This is a genomic window from Candidatus Soleaferrea massiliensis AP7 (assembly GCF_000820765.1).
Lineage (GTDB): Bacteria > Bacillota > Clostridia > Oscillospirales > Ruminococcaceae > Soleaferrea > Soleaferrea massiliensis.
Map to the genome: position 1 here is coordinate 40,605 of NZ_CCYH01000012.1, position 14,149 is coordinate 54,753.

The window sequence follows — 14,149 nt, forward strand, 5'->3', positions numbered from 1 at the left end:
AAGTGCACGCCACATTTCATGTCAGGAGGAAGAAACATATGACAGCACAAGTATTTTCATCCGTTGACACCATATGGGTACTGTTGGGCGCGGCCTTGGTGTTCTTTATGCAGGCGGGCTTCGCAATGGTGGAATCCGGCTTTACGAGGGCGAAGAACGCCGGAAACATCGTCATGAAAAACCTGATGGACTTTGCGTTGGGCACGCCGGTGTTCTGGCTTTTGGGCTTCGGATTGATGTTCTATGGAACGAACGGCCTGATCGGCGGATTGGACCCGATGGTCCAAGCGGACTATTCCTTCCTGGGACTGACGGTTCCGACCCCGGTGTTCCTGATCTTTCAGACCGTTTTCTGTGCGACGGCAGCAACCATTGTATCCGGCGCCATGGCAGAGAGAACGAAATTCTCGGCATATTGTATCTACAGCATCGCGATCAGCGCGTTTATCTATCCGATCTCCGGACACTGGATCTGGGGCGGCGGATGGCTTGCACAGATGGGCTTCCACGATTTCGCCGGTTCCACGGCGGTACATATGGTCGGCGGCGTTGCGGCGCTCATCGGCGCGAAGTTTTTAGGCCCGCGTATCGGAAAGTATCATAAGGACGGCCGTCCAAGAGCCATCCTTGGACATTCCCTGACCCTCGGCGCACTCGGCGTCTTCATCCTGTGGTTCTGCTGGTTCGGCTTCAACGGATGCTCGACGCTCGGCGCAACCGGCGACAGAACGCTGACCTCGATGGGCACCATCTTTGTCAACACCAACCTGGCGGCGGCGGTCGCGGCGGTTGTCACGATGATCATCACCTGGATCAAGTACAAGAAACCGGACGTTTCAATGACGCTCAACGGCGCTTTGGGCGGACTTGTGGCCATCACAGCCGGATGTGACATGGTTTCCCCGCTCGGCGCGGCGATCATCGGCGTCATCGCGGCGTTTGTCATCGTCTTCGGCATCGAGTTCATCGACAAGGTCTGCAGGATTGACGATCCGGTCGGCGCGGTCGGCGTCCACGGCATGTGCGGCGCGACGGGCACCATCATGACCGGCGTTCTGGCGCTGGACGGCGGTCTCGCGTACGGCGGCGGATTGAGATTCCTCGGCGTGCAGGCGCTCGGCGTCGTTTCGGTCATCGCCTGGGTGGCCGTGACCATCAGCATCGTATTCCTGATCATCAAGCATACCATTGGCCTGCGTGTCTCCAAGGAAGAGGAGATCGCCGGTCTGGATATCGAAGAGCATGGACTCAAGAGCAGCTATGCGGACTTCATGATCATGCCGCATAAATCGCTGGGCGAGGCATCCAAAGCGTCGGATGCGGGTCAGCCTTCCACCGGCACCGTTCCGGTTCACGAGGCTGTGACGGTCGAGCACAGGGCCGGCGAATCGGCGGCGTCCGACGTCAAGATGACCAAGATTGTCATGGTCATCAAGCAGAGCAAGTTTGAGGAGCTCAAGACGGCGATGACCGAAATCGGCATCACCGGCATGACGGTGACCAACGTCCTCGGCTTCGGCATGCAGAAGGGCAGTACCGACTATTACCGCGGCGTTCCGGTCGATGTGACGCTTCTGCCGAAGGTCAAGGTGGAGCTTGTGGTCTGCAAGGTGCCGGTTAAGACGGTCGTCGAAGCGGCCAAGAAGGTCCTGTACACCGGCAGCTACGGAGATGGCAAGATCTTTGTCTACGATATCGAGAACGTCATCAAGGTTCGTACCGGGGAAGAGGGCTACGACGCTTTACAGGATGAAGAATAACACGGTCATTTGATACACCACCCGATATGCAAAGGCGGCTTCCTTTTTGGAGCCGCCTTTGTTCAGTCTGCCAAGTGACCTTGGCAATGTGGTCGCTGCTCCGCTGCGGCACAGCGGTTTTGCCGTGCATACCAAGTGATATTTGGAAAAGTAGCTATGTGACGCTGTGGTACAGCGGTATCACTTGGTTTGCCAAGTGATCTTGGCAATCTGGTCGTTACTCCGCTGTGGCACAGCGGCTTTTCTTTGCTTGCCAAGGTATCTTGGCAAGGTGGTAGTTACTTCTTTGCGCGGCCAAAGAAGTAACCAAGAAAGGCCGTTCAAGGGGGCCATACAGAGTGCCGCTTAGGGCCAGATGGCCCCCTTGAAAATCCCCTCTGATATAAGGATATCTATTTCGGCCGCTTGCGGGCGGCGTATTGCTTTTGGCAGGGTGGTTGGGCATAGCTAGCAGCGGACGCATCCCCGGTTACAAGTTGTGTATATGGTACCCCAATACCTCAGCTGGTTCGTAGTCTGATATGAGTCTGTGTGGTGAGCCATCAATCACTGATAATACCCCGCAAGCTTCGAAAAAGCACCTCACGAATAATTCCACAGGGATTCAAGTTTCTAAGACAGGCACGTCGGGTAACCACCCTGTTTATTTAGAGCACAAAACAAAACCTTTGCCACAACAGTATAGGATAAGATCACTATGCTGATGGATTCGGAATATAGAGCGAGCAGAGATATAGATACAATCGCTTATATAGCGGACGTTCGAACCCAGCGAACGCTGAGCTTCCTTGCCCCGCTGAGAAGCGGACGGGCAGAGGGGGTTTCCAAAGGGGGAATGACGTCCATACTGACTGTACCGAAGCGGCATTCCCCCTTTGGCGGCCTTTCTTGGTTACTTCTTTGGCCCGAACAAAGAAGTAACTACCACTTTGCCAAGTGGTTCTTGGCAAACATAAGAATGCCGCTGCGCTGCAGCGAAACAATAACTGTGGAGCTAATATTCATCGGACAAAACAAAGGCTGCCCGCTTGTTATTCAGTGGCTTTTTGGCAAACTAAAAAGCCCGGCAGTCAAATTTGACTGCCGGGCTTTGATCACAAACAAAAATTAGTTTTTCTTCGCCTGCATCGCGGCGATGGCGTCTTTTCTGGAAAGATTGATTCTTCCCTGGCTGTCAATCTCCGTGACCTTGACGACGATTTCATCACCGATGGAAACGACGTCTTCAACCTTGCCGACACGGTGGTTATCCAGCTTGGAAATGTGCACAAGACCTTCCTTGCCCGGTGCGATTTCGACAAATGCGCCGAACGCCATGATTCTGGTGACCTTGCCCTTGTAGATCGCGCCGACCTCCGGATCCTTCGCGATGGTCTCGATCATCATCAGCGCGCGTCTTGCGTTGTCGATATCGACGGCGGAAACATAGACCTTTCCATCCTCCTCGATGTCAACCTTGACGTCGCATTCCGCACAGATCTTCTGTACGACCTTGCCGCCGGAACCGATGACCTCACGGATCTTGTCGACAGGAACCTGGGTGATCAGCATCTTCGGCGCGTACTTGGAAAGCTCCTCACGCGGCTTGGCGATGGCTTTCAGCATAATGTCGTCCAGGATATGGAGTCTTGCCTTGCGGGTTTTCTCAAACGCTTCCTTGATGATCTCCGGGGTCAGGCCGTCGTTCTTGATATCGACCTGGATAGCGGTAATGCCTTTGTGGGTTCCGCCGACCTTGAAGTCCATGTCGCCGAAGAAGTCCTCGAGTCCCTGGATGTCCACCATGGTCATCCAGCGCTCGCCCTCGGTGATGAGTCCGCAGGAGATGCCTGCAACCGGCGCTTTGATCGGAACGCCCGCGTCCATCAGTGCCAGCGTGGAACCGCAGATGGATGCCTGCGAGGTTGAACCGTTCGAGGAAAGCACCTCGGAAACGAGACGGAGTGCATACGGGAATTCCTCCTCGGAGGGGATGACCGGCTCAAGCGCACGCTCCGCCAGCGCGCCGTGACCGATTTCACGGCGGCCAGGGCCGCGGCTCGGACGGGTTTCACCGACCGAATAGGATGGGAAGTTGTAATGATGCATATAGCGCTTGGAATCCTCGTTGTCGATGCCGTCGAGGATCTGCGCGTCGCGGATGGCACCCAGCGTTGCGACGGTCAGAACCTGCGTCTGTCCGCGGGTGAACATGCCGCTGCCGTGTACGCGCGGCAGAATGCCGACCTCAGCGTCGAGCGGGCGGATTTCATCCATCTGTCTGCCGTCAACGCGCTTGCCCTCGTCGAGCAGCCAGCGGCGGACGATGAACTTCTGCAGCTTGTACATGCATTCGTCGAGCTGGGCGGTCTGCTCCGGATAGGTCTCTGCGAAGTGCGCATAGACCTCCTCATAGATCGGCTGCAGGCGTGCGTCGCGCTCGTTTTTATCGTTGGTGTCCAATGCGTATTTGACTTTATCAATGGCGAATTCCTTGACCGCCTCGAACATCTCGTCGCTGACGACCACGGATTCGAAGGTGAACTTCTCTTTGCCGATCTCCTTCTGGATGCCCTCGATGAAGGTGATGAGCGGCTTGATCTCCTCGTGTGCTTTGACGATCGCGTTGAGCATCACGTCTTCCGGGATCTCATCCGCGCCGGCTTCCACCATGACGATCTTCTGCTTGGTGGCCGCTACGGTCACGGTCATGCGGGATTTCTCGCGCTGTTCGGCGTCCGGGTTGAAGACAATTTGTCCATCGACATAGCCCACGTTGATGCCGCCGATCGGTCCGCTCCACGGAATATCGGAGATGGACAGGGCGATCGACGCGCCGATCATGCCGGTGATTTCCGGCGAATGATCCGGGTCAACAGCCATGACGGTCATGACGACCGAAACGTCGTTGCGCATATCCTTCGGGAACAGCGGGCGGATCGGACGGTCGACGAGACGCGAGGTCAGGACGGCCTTTTCGCTCGGGCGGCCTTCTCTTTTTAAGAAGGATCCCGGAATCTTGCCGACCGCATAGAGCTTCTCTTCGTAGTCGACTGAGAGTGGGAAGAAGTCGATGCCGTCACGCGGCTTCGCGGATGCGGTCGCGTTGCACAGCACGGTGGTTTCTCCATAACGGACCAGGCAGGAACCGCCTGCGAGTTCACACATCTTGCCGGTCTCGATGACCAGCTTTTTTCCTGCATAGGTTGTTTCAAAGGTTTTGAAGTTCTCAAACATATTGGTATGCTACCTCCTGATAATTTGGTAAAAGATTGATTTCACTCTTTGTTTACCATATCAGTAGTTGCGGTTTAGCGATGAATCCGATGCTGGAGCTTCCAGCGCCCGATTCACTGCTAAACACCACAATTACTGTATGATGTGCAAAGAGCTGTATCAAAAAGAACCGGGTACTCCTGTCAAGTTCTCTTCGACACAGCTTTTCCGACTTGAATTATTTACGCAGTCCTAACTTTGCAATGATCGCACGATAGCGCTCGATGTCATTCTTCGCGACATAGTTGAGCAGGTTTCTTCTGCGGCCAACCATTTTAAGCAGTCCGCGTCTGGAATGATGGTCCTTCTTGTGAACCTTCAGATGCTCGGTCAGATCATTGATTCTTTTGGTCAGGATTGCGATCTGTACTTCCGGAGAACCTGTGTCGTTCTCATGCAGTCTGTTGTTTTCGATAACAGCTGTCTTCTGTTCTTTCAGCATCATAATGCCTTCACCTCTTTAAAAAATTGATGGATGTCCGTAAACTTAGCAAGGGGACAGGCAAAACTCCCGTTTGTTCCCCTAAAAAGGGAACCGGGCTTAAACCCCAGGCCAGGTATATGGTCAACGCACAGTTGTTAGTATAGCATAAACGATGCAGCTTGTAAATATAGACAACTCAACAAATTATAAATTTTTTTTCATGCAAAAATGCCTTCTGAACACGAGTCTTTTAGATTCGCTGTCAGGAGGCATTTTGCATGGATACCGCATATCACAGGGAGGATTACTCCTCCATCTGTTTGCCGAGAAACGCGGCCGCGGCCTGAATCAGCTTGATTTCGCTTTCGGCCGCGTAGCCGCCGGATTCGCTTTCCAGGAACATGACGGAGCCGCAGACATCGCCGGCCGCCACAATCGGGACGGCCACGGTCGCGTACCGCTCGACACCCTCCACCGGCTGCAGGCGAACCTGCTCTTCGGCGGTGTAGATGTAGTTGCGCCGGGATTCCATCAGCTCTTCGAGATGGGTGGATACCCTGCGTTCGATCAGTTCTTTTTTCGGCAGTCCGGCGACCGATATGACATTGTCGTTGTCGCAGACAACCACCGGATGCCCGCCGGTCTTGTAAAGCACATCGGCATAAAGGGAGGCGAAGGATGCAAGCTCCCCAATCGGGGAATACTTTTTAAAAATCACTTCGCCGTCGTTGTCGGTATATATCTCCAATGGGTCGCCTTCTCGGATTCTCATGGTACGCCGGATCTCTTTCGGAATCACAACGCGGCCCAGATCATCGATGCGTCTGACTATTCCTGTGGCCTTCATATTTCGAGTTCCTCCATATTTACAGAATTTGAAGATTGATATATTTAGAGTTCATTTTTCTCTAACTGTAGTATCTGTAAAATGGTGGACGTTTATACAGCCAATTTGTGCGGCCATCGAAATTCTGTGGAAGAACTTTTGACAAAAACAATGTTGAATATCGTAACAATTTCAACGGATCAATTTGATGTTTTATGGAGACGCGTTTTTTATCAGAATTTTGAAGCTTGAACGGTTCCGGCTTCCCATTCCGCCGTGCGAGTTACAGAAGCTTTTTTGGCAGAACCGCGTTGCAGAGCTCATAAAATTCACATCGATGACAGACCTGTGACACATCGGTCAGCTTCGAAAATGCAGGGCCGATTTTATCCAGCAGCTGGCGATAGGTCGTTTGGATATCGCCGCCGCAGTTAAAAAAGGCGGCAACCTTCGCATCCCGTTTTTGGATGGACGCTTCCTCCCTACACCGGCCGCCGATGCGGTTCGGGCAGGCGCCGCAGATGTCGTCGCACGCTGCCGACAGCATGACCGCCGTATCCGGATTCTGCCGGAGCGTTTGCAGGATGCGTTCCATGTTGCGGCAGAATTCCCCGCTGTAGCCGGTGCCGGAATAGGTGTGCATACACATCAGATGGTGGTGGCGCAGACGGATCATGCCAGCTTCGCCGCCTTCAGCGCCTTCTGCAAAGCAAGCCCAAGCCCCGCGCTGCACGCGACCTTGACCAGATCTAACAGCACAAACGGCGCCACACCGGTCAGCACCGCCTGCCACAGTCCTGTTTTTGCAGCGACTGCCAGCCAGATGGTGCCCAGTACATAGCAGACCAGTAGTCCCGCGAGCATGCCGAGGATGTAGGTGCCGAAGTTTTTGCGGTGCAGCAGCTCTGGAATCCAGGCGGTCAAAAAGGACATCAGCGGATAAGCGATCAGATATCCGCCGGTGACGCCGAACAGGATGCCGGGACCGCCGGTAAATCCACCGAAGACAGGCACGCCGACAAGTCCCAGCAGCAGATAAACAGCCTGAACGGCAAACGCCGCTTTCTTTTCGAGTACCACGCCGGTCAGGAAGACCGCAAACAACGACATTGTGAACGGAACCGGCGTGAACGGCAATGGGATGACAATCTGGGCAAAAACCGCTGTGATGGCCGCAAACAGCGCGATCAGAATCAAATTTCTCGTTTTCATGGCAATTTCCCCTCCTATTTCTTGTTTCCATTATACAGGATGAAAAAGCGTATTGTCAACCCATTTATAAAAATATGGTTTACAATTTACCCTGCACCGTTTTCTGATCATGTCTGCGGATCATCAAAAAATCTGGTCTTTTTAAAATATAGATAACGGAACCGTTATTTCTCAATATGAGGTAGTACGTGTGCGCCCTGCTGTGGTTGCGGTCACGCAATGGAAGATGAATGGTGTTTCCCCTATGTTCTCTTTATAATCCGTGGAAAACCGAAGTTTCCATTGCAATCCTTCAAATATTGTAGTAAAATTGGTTTAACATCGTTCATATTGTAAAGAGCAAAGGATTGATGTGAAGAACCTGCCATGTGACGATCATGCGGTACAGAAAGGGGATATGTTCTATGAAAGATCATAAGAAATCGTTCTTCCTGTGTGCGGTGCTGCTCAGCGTTTGCCTGCCGCTGTCCGGATGCAGCGAAGGCGAGACGAGCTCCCGGCCGGAAACAGACGGGCAGTCTCAGACTGCATCTGCGGCCAGTGCTGCCGAACCGGTTGAAAATAAAGAACAGGCATTGGAAATTGCACATGCCTATGTGCTGGAAAACTGCAAGAGCACCTTTGAAGGCTATCAGGTGACGGCTTTGCAGGAGGGGGACGAGTGGATCGTGTCCTATTCCCTTTCCGAGGATACTGCGGGCGGCGGCCCTCAGCTTCGCATCCGTGCATCCGATGGAAAGGTTGTTTCCTTTGCTCTGCAGAGATGAGGAGGAGGTTCCATTGTACAAACAGATACTGCCCGTTCTGCTGTCGGCGGTGCTGCTGCTGGGCCTGACCGGCTGTGTTCCCATCGAGGAGGCCGCCGGCGATGGTCTGCATGTCGAGATCACCGACCATCTCAGCGCCTATGACGGCAAGGACGTTTACTATATCAACAATTATGGATGCCCGGGCGCGATTTATCGGAATGGCGAGGTCATCCGGGAGCTGCATGAACAGATCTACGCGATTGCGGTAAATTCGGATTCCATCTTTGTCGCCACCCAATCGGATGTCGCGCGGTTTGACAAGGATGGCAAGCCCTCCGACGTCTATCCCATTCCCGATGTGACCTGCATGAAAGCGGACGACGACTATCTGCTGGTCTATGAGGAAAGCTACAGGGATTCGGATTATCCGCAGCTTTATCTGAACAAGCTGTCCGATAACAGGTTTTATTCTGCCAGAGAGATGGCGCAAAAGCTCAAGTATCAGAAAAACCTGTCGTCCTTTGCCGGGGATTGGGATTATGTGCCGCAGGAGTATGCGCTGGTTTCCGACGGTGACTGGGCGTTTTTATTCTCCCGCTCGCCGAAAGAGGACGACTGGGAGGAAGAACCCGGCAGCTTGTTTGAAGCATTATCCGTTTCGGATGGAGAAGATCCATATGAATATTTTGTCGATGTTTACAACAGCGAATGGAAGGTTCCCTGTTTCTATGAATACCGCGAATACGACCGCATCCTGGACGTGAAAGACGATACGGTTTACTTCCTGACGCTGGAGGACGACATGAAGATCATGGCCCTGCCGCCGGACGGCAAGGCGCTGGAAAACTTCTCCGTGGACTTTGAAGAGGACCGGTATCCGACCTTTCTATCGCTGGAGGGCGGCCTTCTGCTGCAGTCGAACTGGGTCTACAATTCCTGCAGCTGGACGTCATCACTTCCGATGGGACAGCATGCGGGGGACTGCCTGACCGAACTGCTTATGCAGGATCAGGTGCTGGAAAACAGAATCCGCATCACCGCCCCGCGCCAGAGAATCGTCGGCGTTCATGAAGGAAGGGTGCTGATCTATGACGGGGACAGCCAGGAGGTTCTGCTTGACCGTCAGGATGACAGCGAACCTGAGGTTCTGGTAAATCTGGATGGACGGATAATGGGCAAAATCGATCAGCTGTGCTTCTCCGTATGCGGCAGCCGTCTGCTGGTTTATCAGATTCTGTGGATTCCAACCGAAGACGGTGAAGCGTACGATTTTCCATCCATCACGTTGTTGGAAGATCTGGAACTGCCGGCATCGTAACCGCTCTGTAAGAAGTATATCCGACTACCATCGGGAAACCCCCGCCCGTATTCCTGTATACAGGGATACGGGCGGGGGTTCTTTGTTTTTTGGCGTTTCTGAAATATATGCAGCCGCACGGCGCGCGGGAAGAACCGCAGCAGCTGTCAAGCTTGTTTGCCGGACGATGTATCGCAGCTTCCCTTTTTATCCCGGATATACCTTGTCGCAGTGCACGTGCTTTTCCACCTCGTCCCATTTGACAAGATAGCCGGCGCCCTTGGCGCAGAAGACCGAATCCGGCGTGTTCTCCGTGTCGCCCAGGCAGTCGTAGCCGGTCATCGAGACAACCTCGTTCTGGTTGTGGCAGGGCTCGTAGCCGTCGAAGCTGAGGTTCAGCACGCCCTTTCCACGCGTGAACGCGCTGAAGGTCCGGCTGTAGCTCATCATGGTCGAGGCCGGCGCGCGTCCGCAGATCACGGCGCGGTCCTCCAGGATTTGAGGCGGGTCGAAGCTGCCGTGCAGCTGCTGGATATCCGACAGGATGCGGCCGGCATGCCCGCTTTCGGCTTCGATGCGGAATGCGTAGTACGGTTCGAGCAGCAGGCTCTGGGCGCGCATCAGCCCCTGGCGGACGGCGCGGTAAACCGCCTGCCGGAAATCCCCGCCCTCGGTGTGCTTGAGATGCGCCCGCCCGGTCAGCAGGGTGATCTTCACATCGGTCAGCGCCGACCCGGTCAGCACGCCTTTGTGTTCCTTCTCCAGCACATGGGTTCGTATCAGGTTTTGGTACTGCCGGTCCAGCAGGTCGGTCGGACAGGCGGACGCGAAGGTGACGCCGCTGCCGCGCTGGGCCGGTTCCAGCAGCAGATGCGCCTCGGCGTAATGGCGCAGCGGTTCGAAGTGGCCGTAGCCGACGACCGGGGCCGCGATGGTTTCTTTATATAAGATCTCACATTCACCAAACGAGACGGGCAGGCCGAACCGCTCGCGGACGATCTCCGCGAGCACCTCAAGCTGGATGTCCCCCATAACCTGTATGGTGATCTGAGAGAGCGCTTCCTCGAAGCCCACATGCAGCATCGGGTCCTCATCCTCCAAGATGCGGAAATAACCGAGCACCGTGCGGGCCGGAACATCTTCGGGGAAGAGGACCCGCGCCGTCAGGGCCGGATGGCACGCAAAACTGCCGCGCGACAGGGTTTCCCCGATAAAATCTCCGGGCAATGGATGTGACAGGCCGGTCACCGCGCACAGGTCTCCGGGCATGGCCCTATCGGTCTGTGTATACTGCGCCCCGTTGTAGATGCGGATTTCGTTGACCTTCTCCGCCGTTTCGCCGCCATCCCTGCCCGACACGCGCAGGGTGTCCTTTACTCGGAATCCGCCGCGCAGCACCTTGAGAAAGGTCAGCCGGCTGCCCTGCCTGTCGTGCCGGATTTTGTAAACCTGCCCGGCGAACGGTACGCCTTCGGATTCCGCATGGGCTTCCCATGTGGTGAGCGCGCACAGCCAGTCCAGAAATTCCCGGACGCCTTCGTCGTTCAGGGCCGAGCCGGAGAAGCACGGGAACAGGCGGCCCTCCCGAACCATCTCCCGCGCGGTTTCAAGCCAGATGTCCGGGCGGTAGCCTTCCTTTAAATAAAGCTCAAACAGCCTCTCGTCGCGTTCGGCAATCGATTCGGCAAGCGCCGTTGTTATGGAGTCCGGCTGGTCGAGCGGTGAGAACGGTACGACCTCAGCGGAAAAGCGGGTTTGCAGATCGCTGAGGACCCGTTCGGGGGCGGCGCCGGCACGGTCGGTTTTGTTGAGGAACAGAAAGGTAGGAACCCGATGCTCGAGCAGCAGCTTCCAGACCGCCGCGGTGTGGCCCTGAATGCCCTCGACGCTGCTGACGACCAGCACGGCCGCGTCCATGATGCCGACGGCGCGTTCCATCTCGGCGCTGAAATCGACGTGGCCCGGCGTATCCACCCAGTAAAAGGTATCGCCGCCGCGGGTAAACACCGCCTGATTCGAGAAGATGGTGATGCCGCGGCGCTTTTCAATGCCGTCCGTATCCAGAAACGCGTCCTGATGGTCCACGCGGCCTCGCGTGCGGATCGCATGAGCATGGAACAGGACCTGTTCGGACAGGGTGGTTTTGCCCGCGTCCACATGGGCCAGAATCCCGATGGTCTTACGCAAATGAATACCTCCGTTTGTTTTTTCTTTCAGTTTACACCATTTTGAGAAAAAATCCAATCCTATTTTACACACGGGCTGTTATTTCCGCTGAAATCACAATATAATAAGGATAGGAGATCATCTCAAAAGGAGGAGATTACTTTGTCGTCTACCATTTATTATGGCGGAGATATCATCACAATGGAGGAGCCGCTCTATGCGGAAGCGATGCTGGTGGAGGGTTCCGTCATCAAGCGGACCGGCACGCTCGAAGAGGTGCAGAGGGCCGCAGGCCCTTATGCCAAGACGGTCGACCTGAAAGGCAAAACCCTGCTTCCCGCGTTTATCGATGCGCACAGCCATCTCACCGGGATGGCGAGCACGCTCGGTTCGGTCAACCTGAACGGAGCCGGCAGCTTCGATGAGATCAAGGAGCGTGTGCAGCAGTTCAAAGAGGAGCACAAGATCCCCGAGGGGCAGTGGATCACGGCGTTTGGATATGATCCGGAATTTTTGGAGGAGCGCGAACATCCGACCAAGGCCTTGCTGGATGAAGCCTGCCCGGATCATCCGCTTGTCGTCACGCATGCTTCAGGGCATATGGGGGTTGCGAATTCCAAGGCGCTCGAGAAGCTGGACGTCACCGCCGAAACAGAGGATCCGCAGGGCGGCGTGATCGGCCGGTGTGAAGGCTCGGATGAGCCGAACGGATATCTGGAGGAAAACGCGTTTACCTCCTGTGTGGCGAAAATACCGCCCTGTCCCGATGAACAGGCCGTCAAACAGCTGAAGGAGGCGCAGGAGATCTATCTGAGCTACGGCATTGCAACCGTGCAGGATGGATTGACCAAAACGCATAACTGGGAGATGCTCAAACGGATGTCCGACGAAGGAGATTTGGTGCTGGACACGGTCTGTTACGCAGACCTTGTGGACAGCCGGCAGGTGGTGGAGGATCATCCGGACTATCGGAATTATCGAAACCATCTGCGGATCGGCGGGTATAAGATCTTCCTGGACGGTTCACCGCAGGGCTGCACCGCATGGATGCAGACGCCGTATCTGGGGGAAGGGGATTACAAGGGCTACCCGGTGCATCAGGACGCGCAGGTCAGAGATTTCATGAAGACCGCGCTGAGCGAGGGCAAACAGATCCTCGTACACTGCAACGGCGACGCGGCAGCCGCACAGATGATCGATTCCTACCGCGCCGCAATGGAGGAAAGCGGGGAACAGAAGGATATCCGTCCGGTGATGATCCATGCGCAGCTTGCACAGCCGGATCAGCTGCCCGAAATGCGCCGGCTGAAGATCATCGCATCCTTTTTTGTCGCGCACGTCTACTACTGGGGAGATGTCCACATCAAGAATTTCGGCCTGAAGCGCGCGTCGAAGATCAGTCCGGCCGCAAGCGCCGTCAGGGACGGCGAGCTTTTCACCTTCCATCAGGATTCCCCGGTTCTGCCGCCGGATATGCTGATGACCATCTGGTGTGCGGTCAACCGCGTAACCCGGGGCGGCGTGATTCTGGGAGAGCAGGAGAAGATTTCGCCATTGGAAGCGCTGAAAGCCGTCACGATCAACGCGGCATACCAGTATTTTGAGGAGGGCCGCAAAGGCTCCCTGAAAGCGGGTAAGCTCGCGGATCTTGTATTTCTGGACCGCAATCCGCTCAAGGTGCATCCCGATGAGATCAGGCAGATCAAGATTCTCAGGACCGATAAAGAGGGACGCACCCTCTACGAGCGGTAGAGAGTCATGGAACGGTCAAGCGTATGAATCCCGCGTGAAAACGATATATAAAAATCAAACGATCTGATGGATGGTTAAACGGCCCCGGGCGGTATTGCTGCCGCCCGGGCTGTTTTGTGTCTCAGTTTTGGAAGGAGGTCACGTTCTTCGATAAAGCGTTCACCAACAAGTACGGACGGAGTTAGCCGGTGTACCAAGCCTTCGGAGACAGAGAATTGGAAGCATCGTAATTAAAATAATTCCTGATTTCCTAAGAGGGTTATGTTTTGAAAGCGGGCGCACGGTGCTCAGGTTAATGCTTGGCTCCTGGGGTGACTGTGATTCGAAAGCGGGCGCGGCGATTGGAATCATGCCCAGCTCCTGAAATGGCGTGCTTCGAAGGCGGATACATGGTGATTAAAATGATGCTCTGTACTTGGAATGACTGTGATTCGAAAGCGGGCACGGCGATTGGAATCATGCTCAGCGCCTGAAATGACAGTGCTTCGAAGGTGGATACGTGGTGATTAAAAATGATGCTCTGTACTTGGAATGACTGTGCTTTGAAAACGGATGCGTGTTGATGGGAATGATTTTCGGCACCTCAGGAGAATGACACTTCGAAAGCGGCAGTGCGGATGAAATCCGGCGGAAGGGATGAAAATGAAATGACGGTGTGCCGTCCTGTCCCAATGTTTTTGTGCGTTGTAACCAAACTCAAGACAGGGG

The 14,149-nt window shown here is 54.9% G+C and carries 11 protein-coding genes; 5 read left to right on the forward strand and 6 right to left on the reverse strand.

Annotation, left to right across the window (positions count from 1 at the left end):
- Window positions 1-38: 38 nt before the first annotated feature.
- Together BN348_RS02390 and BN348_RS02395 are read left to right on the forward strand one after the other, a co-directional pair.
- Window positions 39-1,760, forward strand: coding sequence for an ammonium transporter (locus BN348_RS02390; protein WP_040195936.1), 1,722 nt, complete (start codon window positions 39-41; stop codon window positions 1,758-1,760).
- 697 nt (window positions 1,761-2,457) lie between these two features.
- Window positions 2,458-2,871: a hypothetical protein gene (locus tag BN348_RS02395; protein ID WP_040195937.1), complete on the forward strand. Its 414-nt coding sequence runs from the start codon at window positions 2,458-2,460 to the stop codon at window positions 2,869-2,871.
- Here the strand turns inward: BN348_RS02395 and BN348_RS02400 are convergent.
- The 5 genes from BN348_RS02400 to BN348_RS02420 form a co-directional block, all read right to left on the reverse strand.
- A complete protein-coding gene (locus tag BN348_RS02400; protein WP_040195938.1) occupies window positions 2,868-4,976 on the reverse strand; it encodes a polyribonucleotide nucleotidyltransferase in 2,109 nt (702 codons plus the stop codon). The genes BN348_RS02395 and BN348_RS02400 overlap by 4 nt on opposite strands.
- A 217-nt stretch (window positions 4,977-5,193) precedes the next feature.
- Window positions 5,194-5,460 (reverse strand): 30S ribosomal protein S15, encoded by a 267-nt coding sequence (rpsO, locus tag BN348_RS02405; RefSeq protein ID WP_052446647.1) that lies wholly within the window; start codon window positions 5,458-5,460, stop codon window positions 5,194-5,196.
- Between the two features lie 283 nt (window positions 5,461-5,743).
- A complete protein-coding gene (locus BN348_RS02410; RefSeq protein ID WP_040195940.1) occupies window positions 5,744-6,286 on the reverse strand; it encodes a stage V sporulation T C-terminal domain-containing protein in 543 nt (180 codons plus the stop codon).
- Between the two features lie 262 nt (window positions 6,287-6,548).
- Window positions 6,549-6,941, reverse strand: a complete 393-nt coding sequence (locus BN348_RS12885) for a DUF1284 domain-containing protein (protein ID WP_052446648.1) — start codon at window positions 6,939-6,941, stop codon at window positions 6,549-6,551.
- Complete coding sequence (locus BN348_RS02420; protein WP_040195941.1) at window positions 6,938-7,477, reverse strand: biotin transporter BioY; 540 nt, start codon at window positions 7,475-7,477, stop codon at window positions 6,938-6,940. Before BN348_RS02420 ends, BN348_RS12885 begins: the two co-directional genes overlap by 4 nt.
- A 404-nt stretch (window positions 7,478-7,881) precedes the next feature.
- On the opposite strand from BN348_RS02420, the gene BN348_RS02425 reads away from it, so the two are divergent.
- Window positions 7,882-8,244, forward strand: a complete 363-nt coding sequence (locus tag BN348_RS02425) for a hypothetical protein (RefSeq protein ID WP_040195942.1) — start codon at window positions 7,882-7,884, stop codon at window positions 8,242-8,244.
- 13 nt (window positions 8,245-8,257) lie between these two features.
- Window positions 8,258-9,544 (forward strand): hypothetical protein, encoded by a 1,287-nt coding sequence (locus BN348_RS02430; RefSeq protein ID WP_040195944.1) that lies wholly within the window; start codon window positions 8,258-8,260, stop codon window positions 9,542-9,544.
- Window positions 9,545-9,730: 186 nt separating this feature from the next.
- Here BN348_RS02430 and BN348_RS02435 read toward each other — a convergent pair whose 3' ends face one another.
- On the reverse strand, window positions 9,731-11,710 hold the full coding sequence (locus tag BN348_RS02435) for an elongation factor G (protein ID WP_040195945.1): 1,980 nt from the start codon (window positions 11,708-11,710) through the stop codon (window positions 9,731-9,733).
- A 141-nt stretch (window positions 11,711-11,851) separates the two neighbouring features.
- On the opposite strand from BN348_RS02435, the gene BN348_RS02440 reads away from it, so the two are divergent.
- Complete coding sequence (locus BN348_RS02440; RefSeq protein WP_040195947.1) at window positions 11,852-13,441, forward strand: amidohydrolase; 1,590 nt, start codon at window positions 11,852-11,854, stop codon at window positions 13,439-13,441.
- Window positions 13,442-14,149: the final 708 nt, after the last annotated feature.

What these genes read in the sequence shown, in the direction of transcription:
- rpsO (WP_052446647.1), bottom strand. Translation starts at nt 5,460, where the DNA reads ATGATGCTGAAAGAACAGAAGACAGCTGTTATCGAAAACAACAGACTG.
- BN348_RS02425 (WP_040195942.1), top strand. Translation starts at nt 7,882, where the DNA reads ATGAAAGATCATAAGAAATCGTTCTTCCTGTGTGCGGTGCTGCTCAGC.
- BN348_RS02420 (WP_040195941.1), bottom strand. Translation starts at nt 7,477, where the DNA reads ATGAAAACGAGAAATTTGATTCTGATCGCGCTGTTTGCGGCCATCACA.
- BN348_RS02400 (WP_040195938.1), bottom strand. Translation starts at nt 4,976, where the DNA reads ATGTTTGAGAACTTCAAAACCTTTGAAACAACCTATGCAGGAAAAAAG.
- BN348_RS02395 (WP_040195937.1), top strand. Translation starts at nt 2,458, where the DNA reads ATGCTGATGGATTCGGAATATAGAGCGAGCAGAGATATAGATACAATC.
- BN348_RS02410 (WP_040195940.1), bottom strand. Translation starts at nt 6,286, where the DNA reads ATGAAGGCCACAGGAATAGTCAGACGCATCGATGATCTGGGCCGCGTT.
- BN348_RS02390 (WP_040195936.1), top strand. Translation starts at nt 39, where the DNA reads ATGACAGCACAAGTATTTTCATCCGTTGACACCATATGGGTACTGTTG.
- BN348_RS12885 (WP_052446648.1), bottom strand. Translation starts at nt 6,941, where the DNA reads ATGATCCGTCTGCGCCACCACCATCTGATGTGTATGCACACCTATTCC.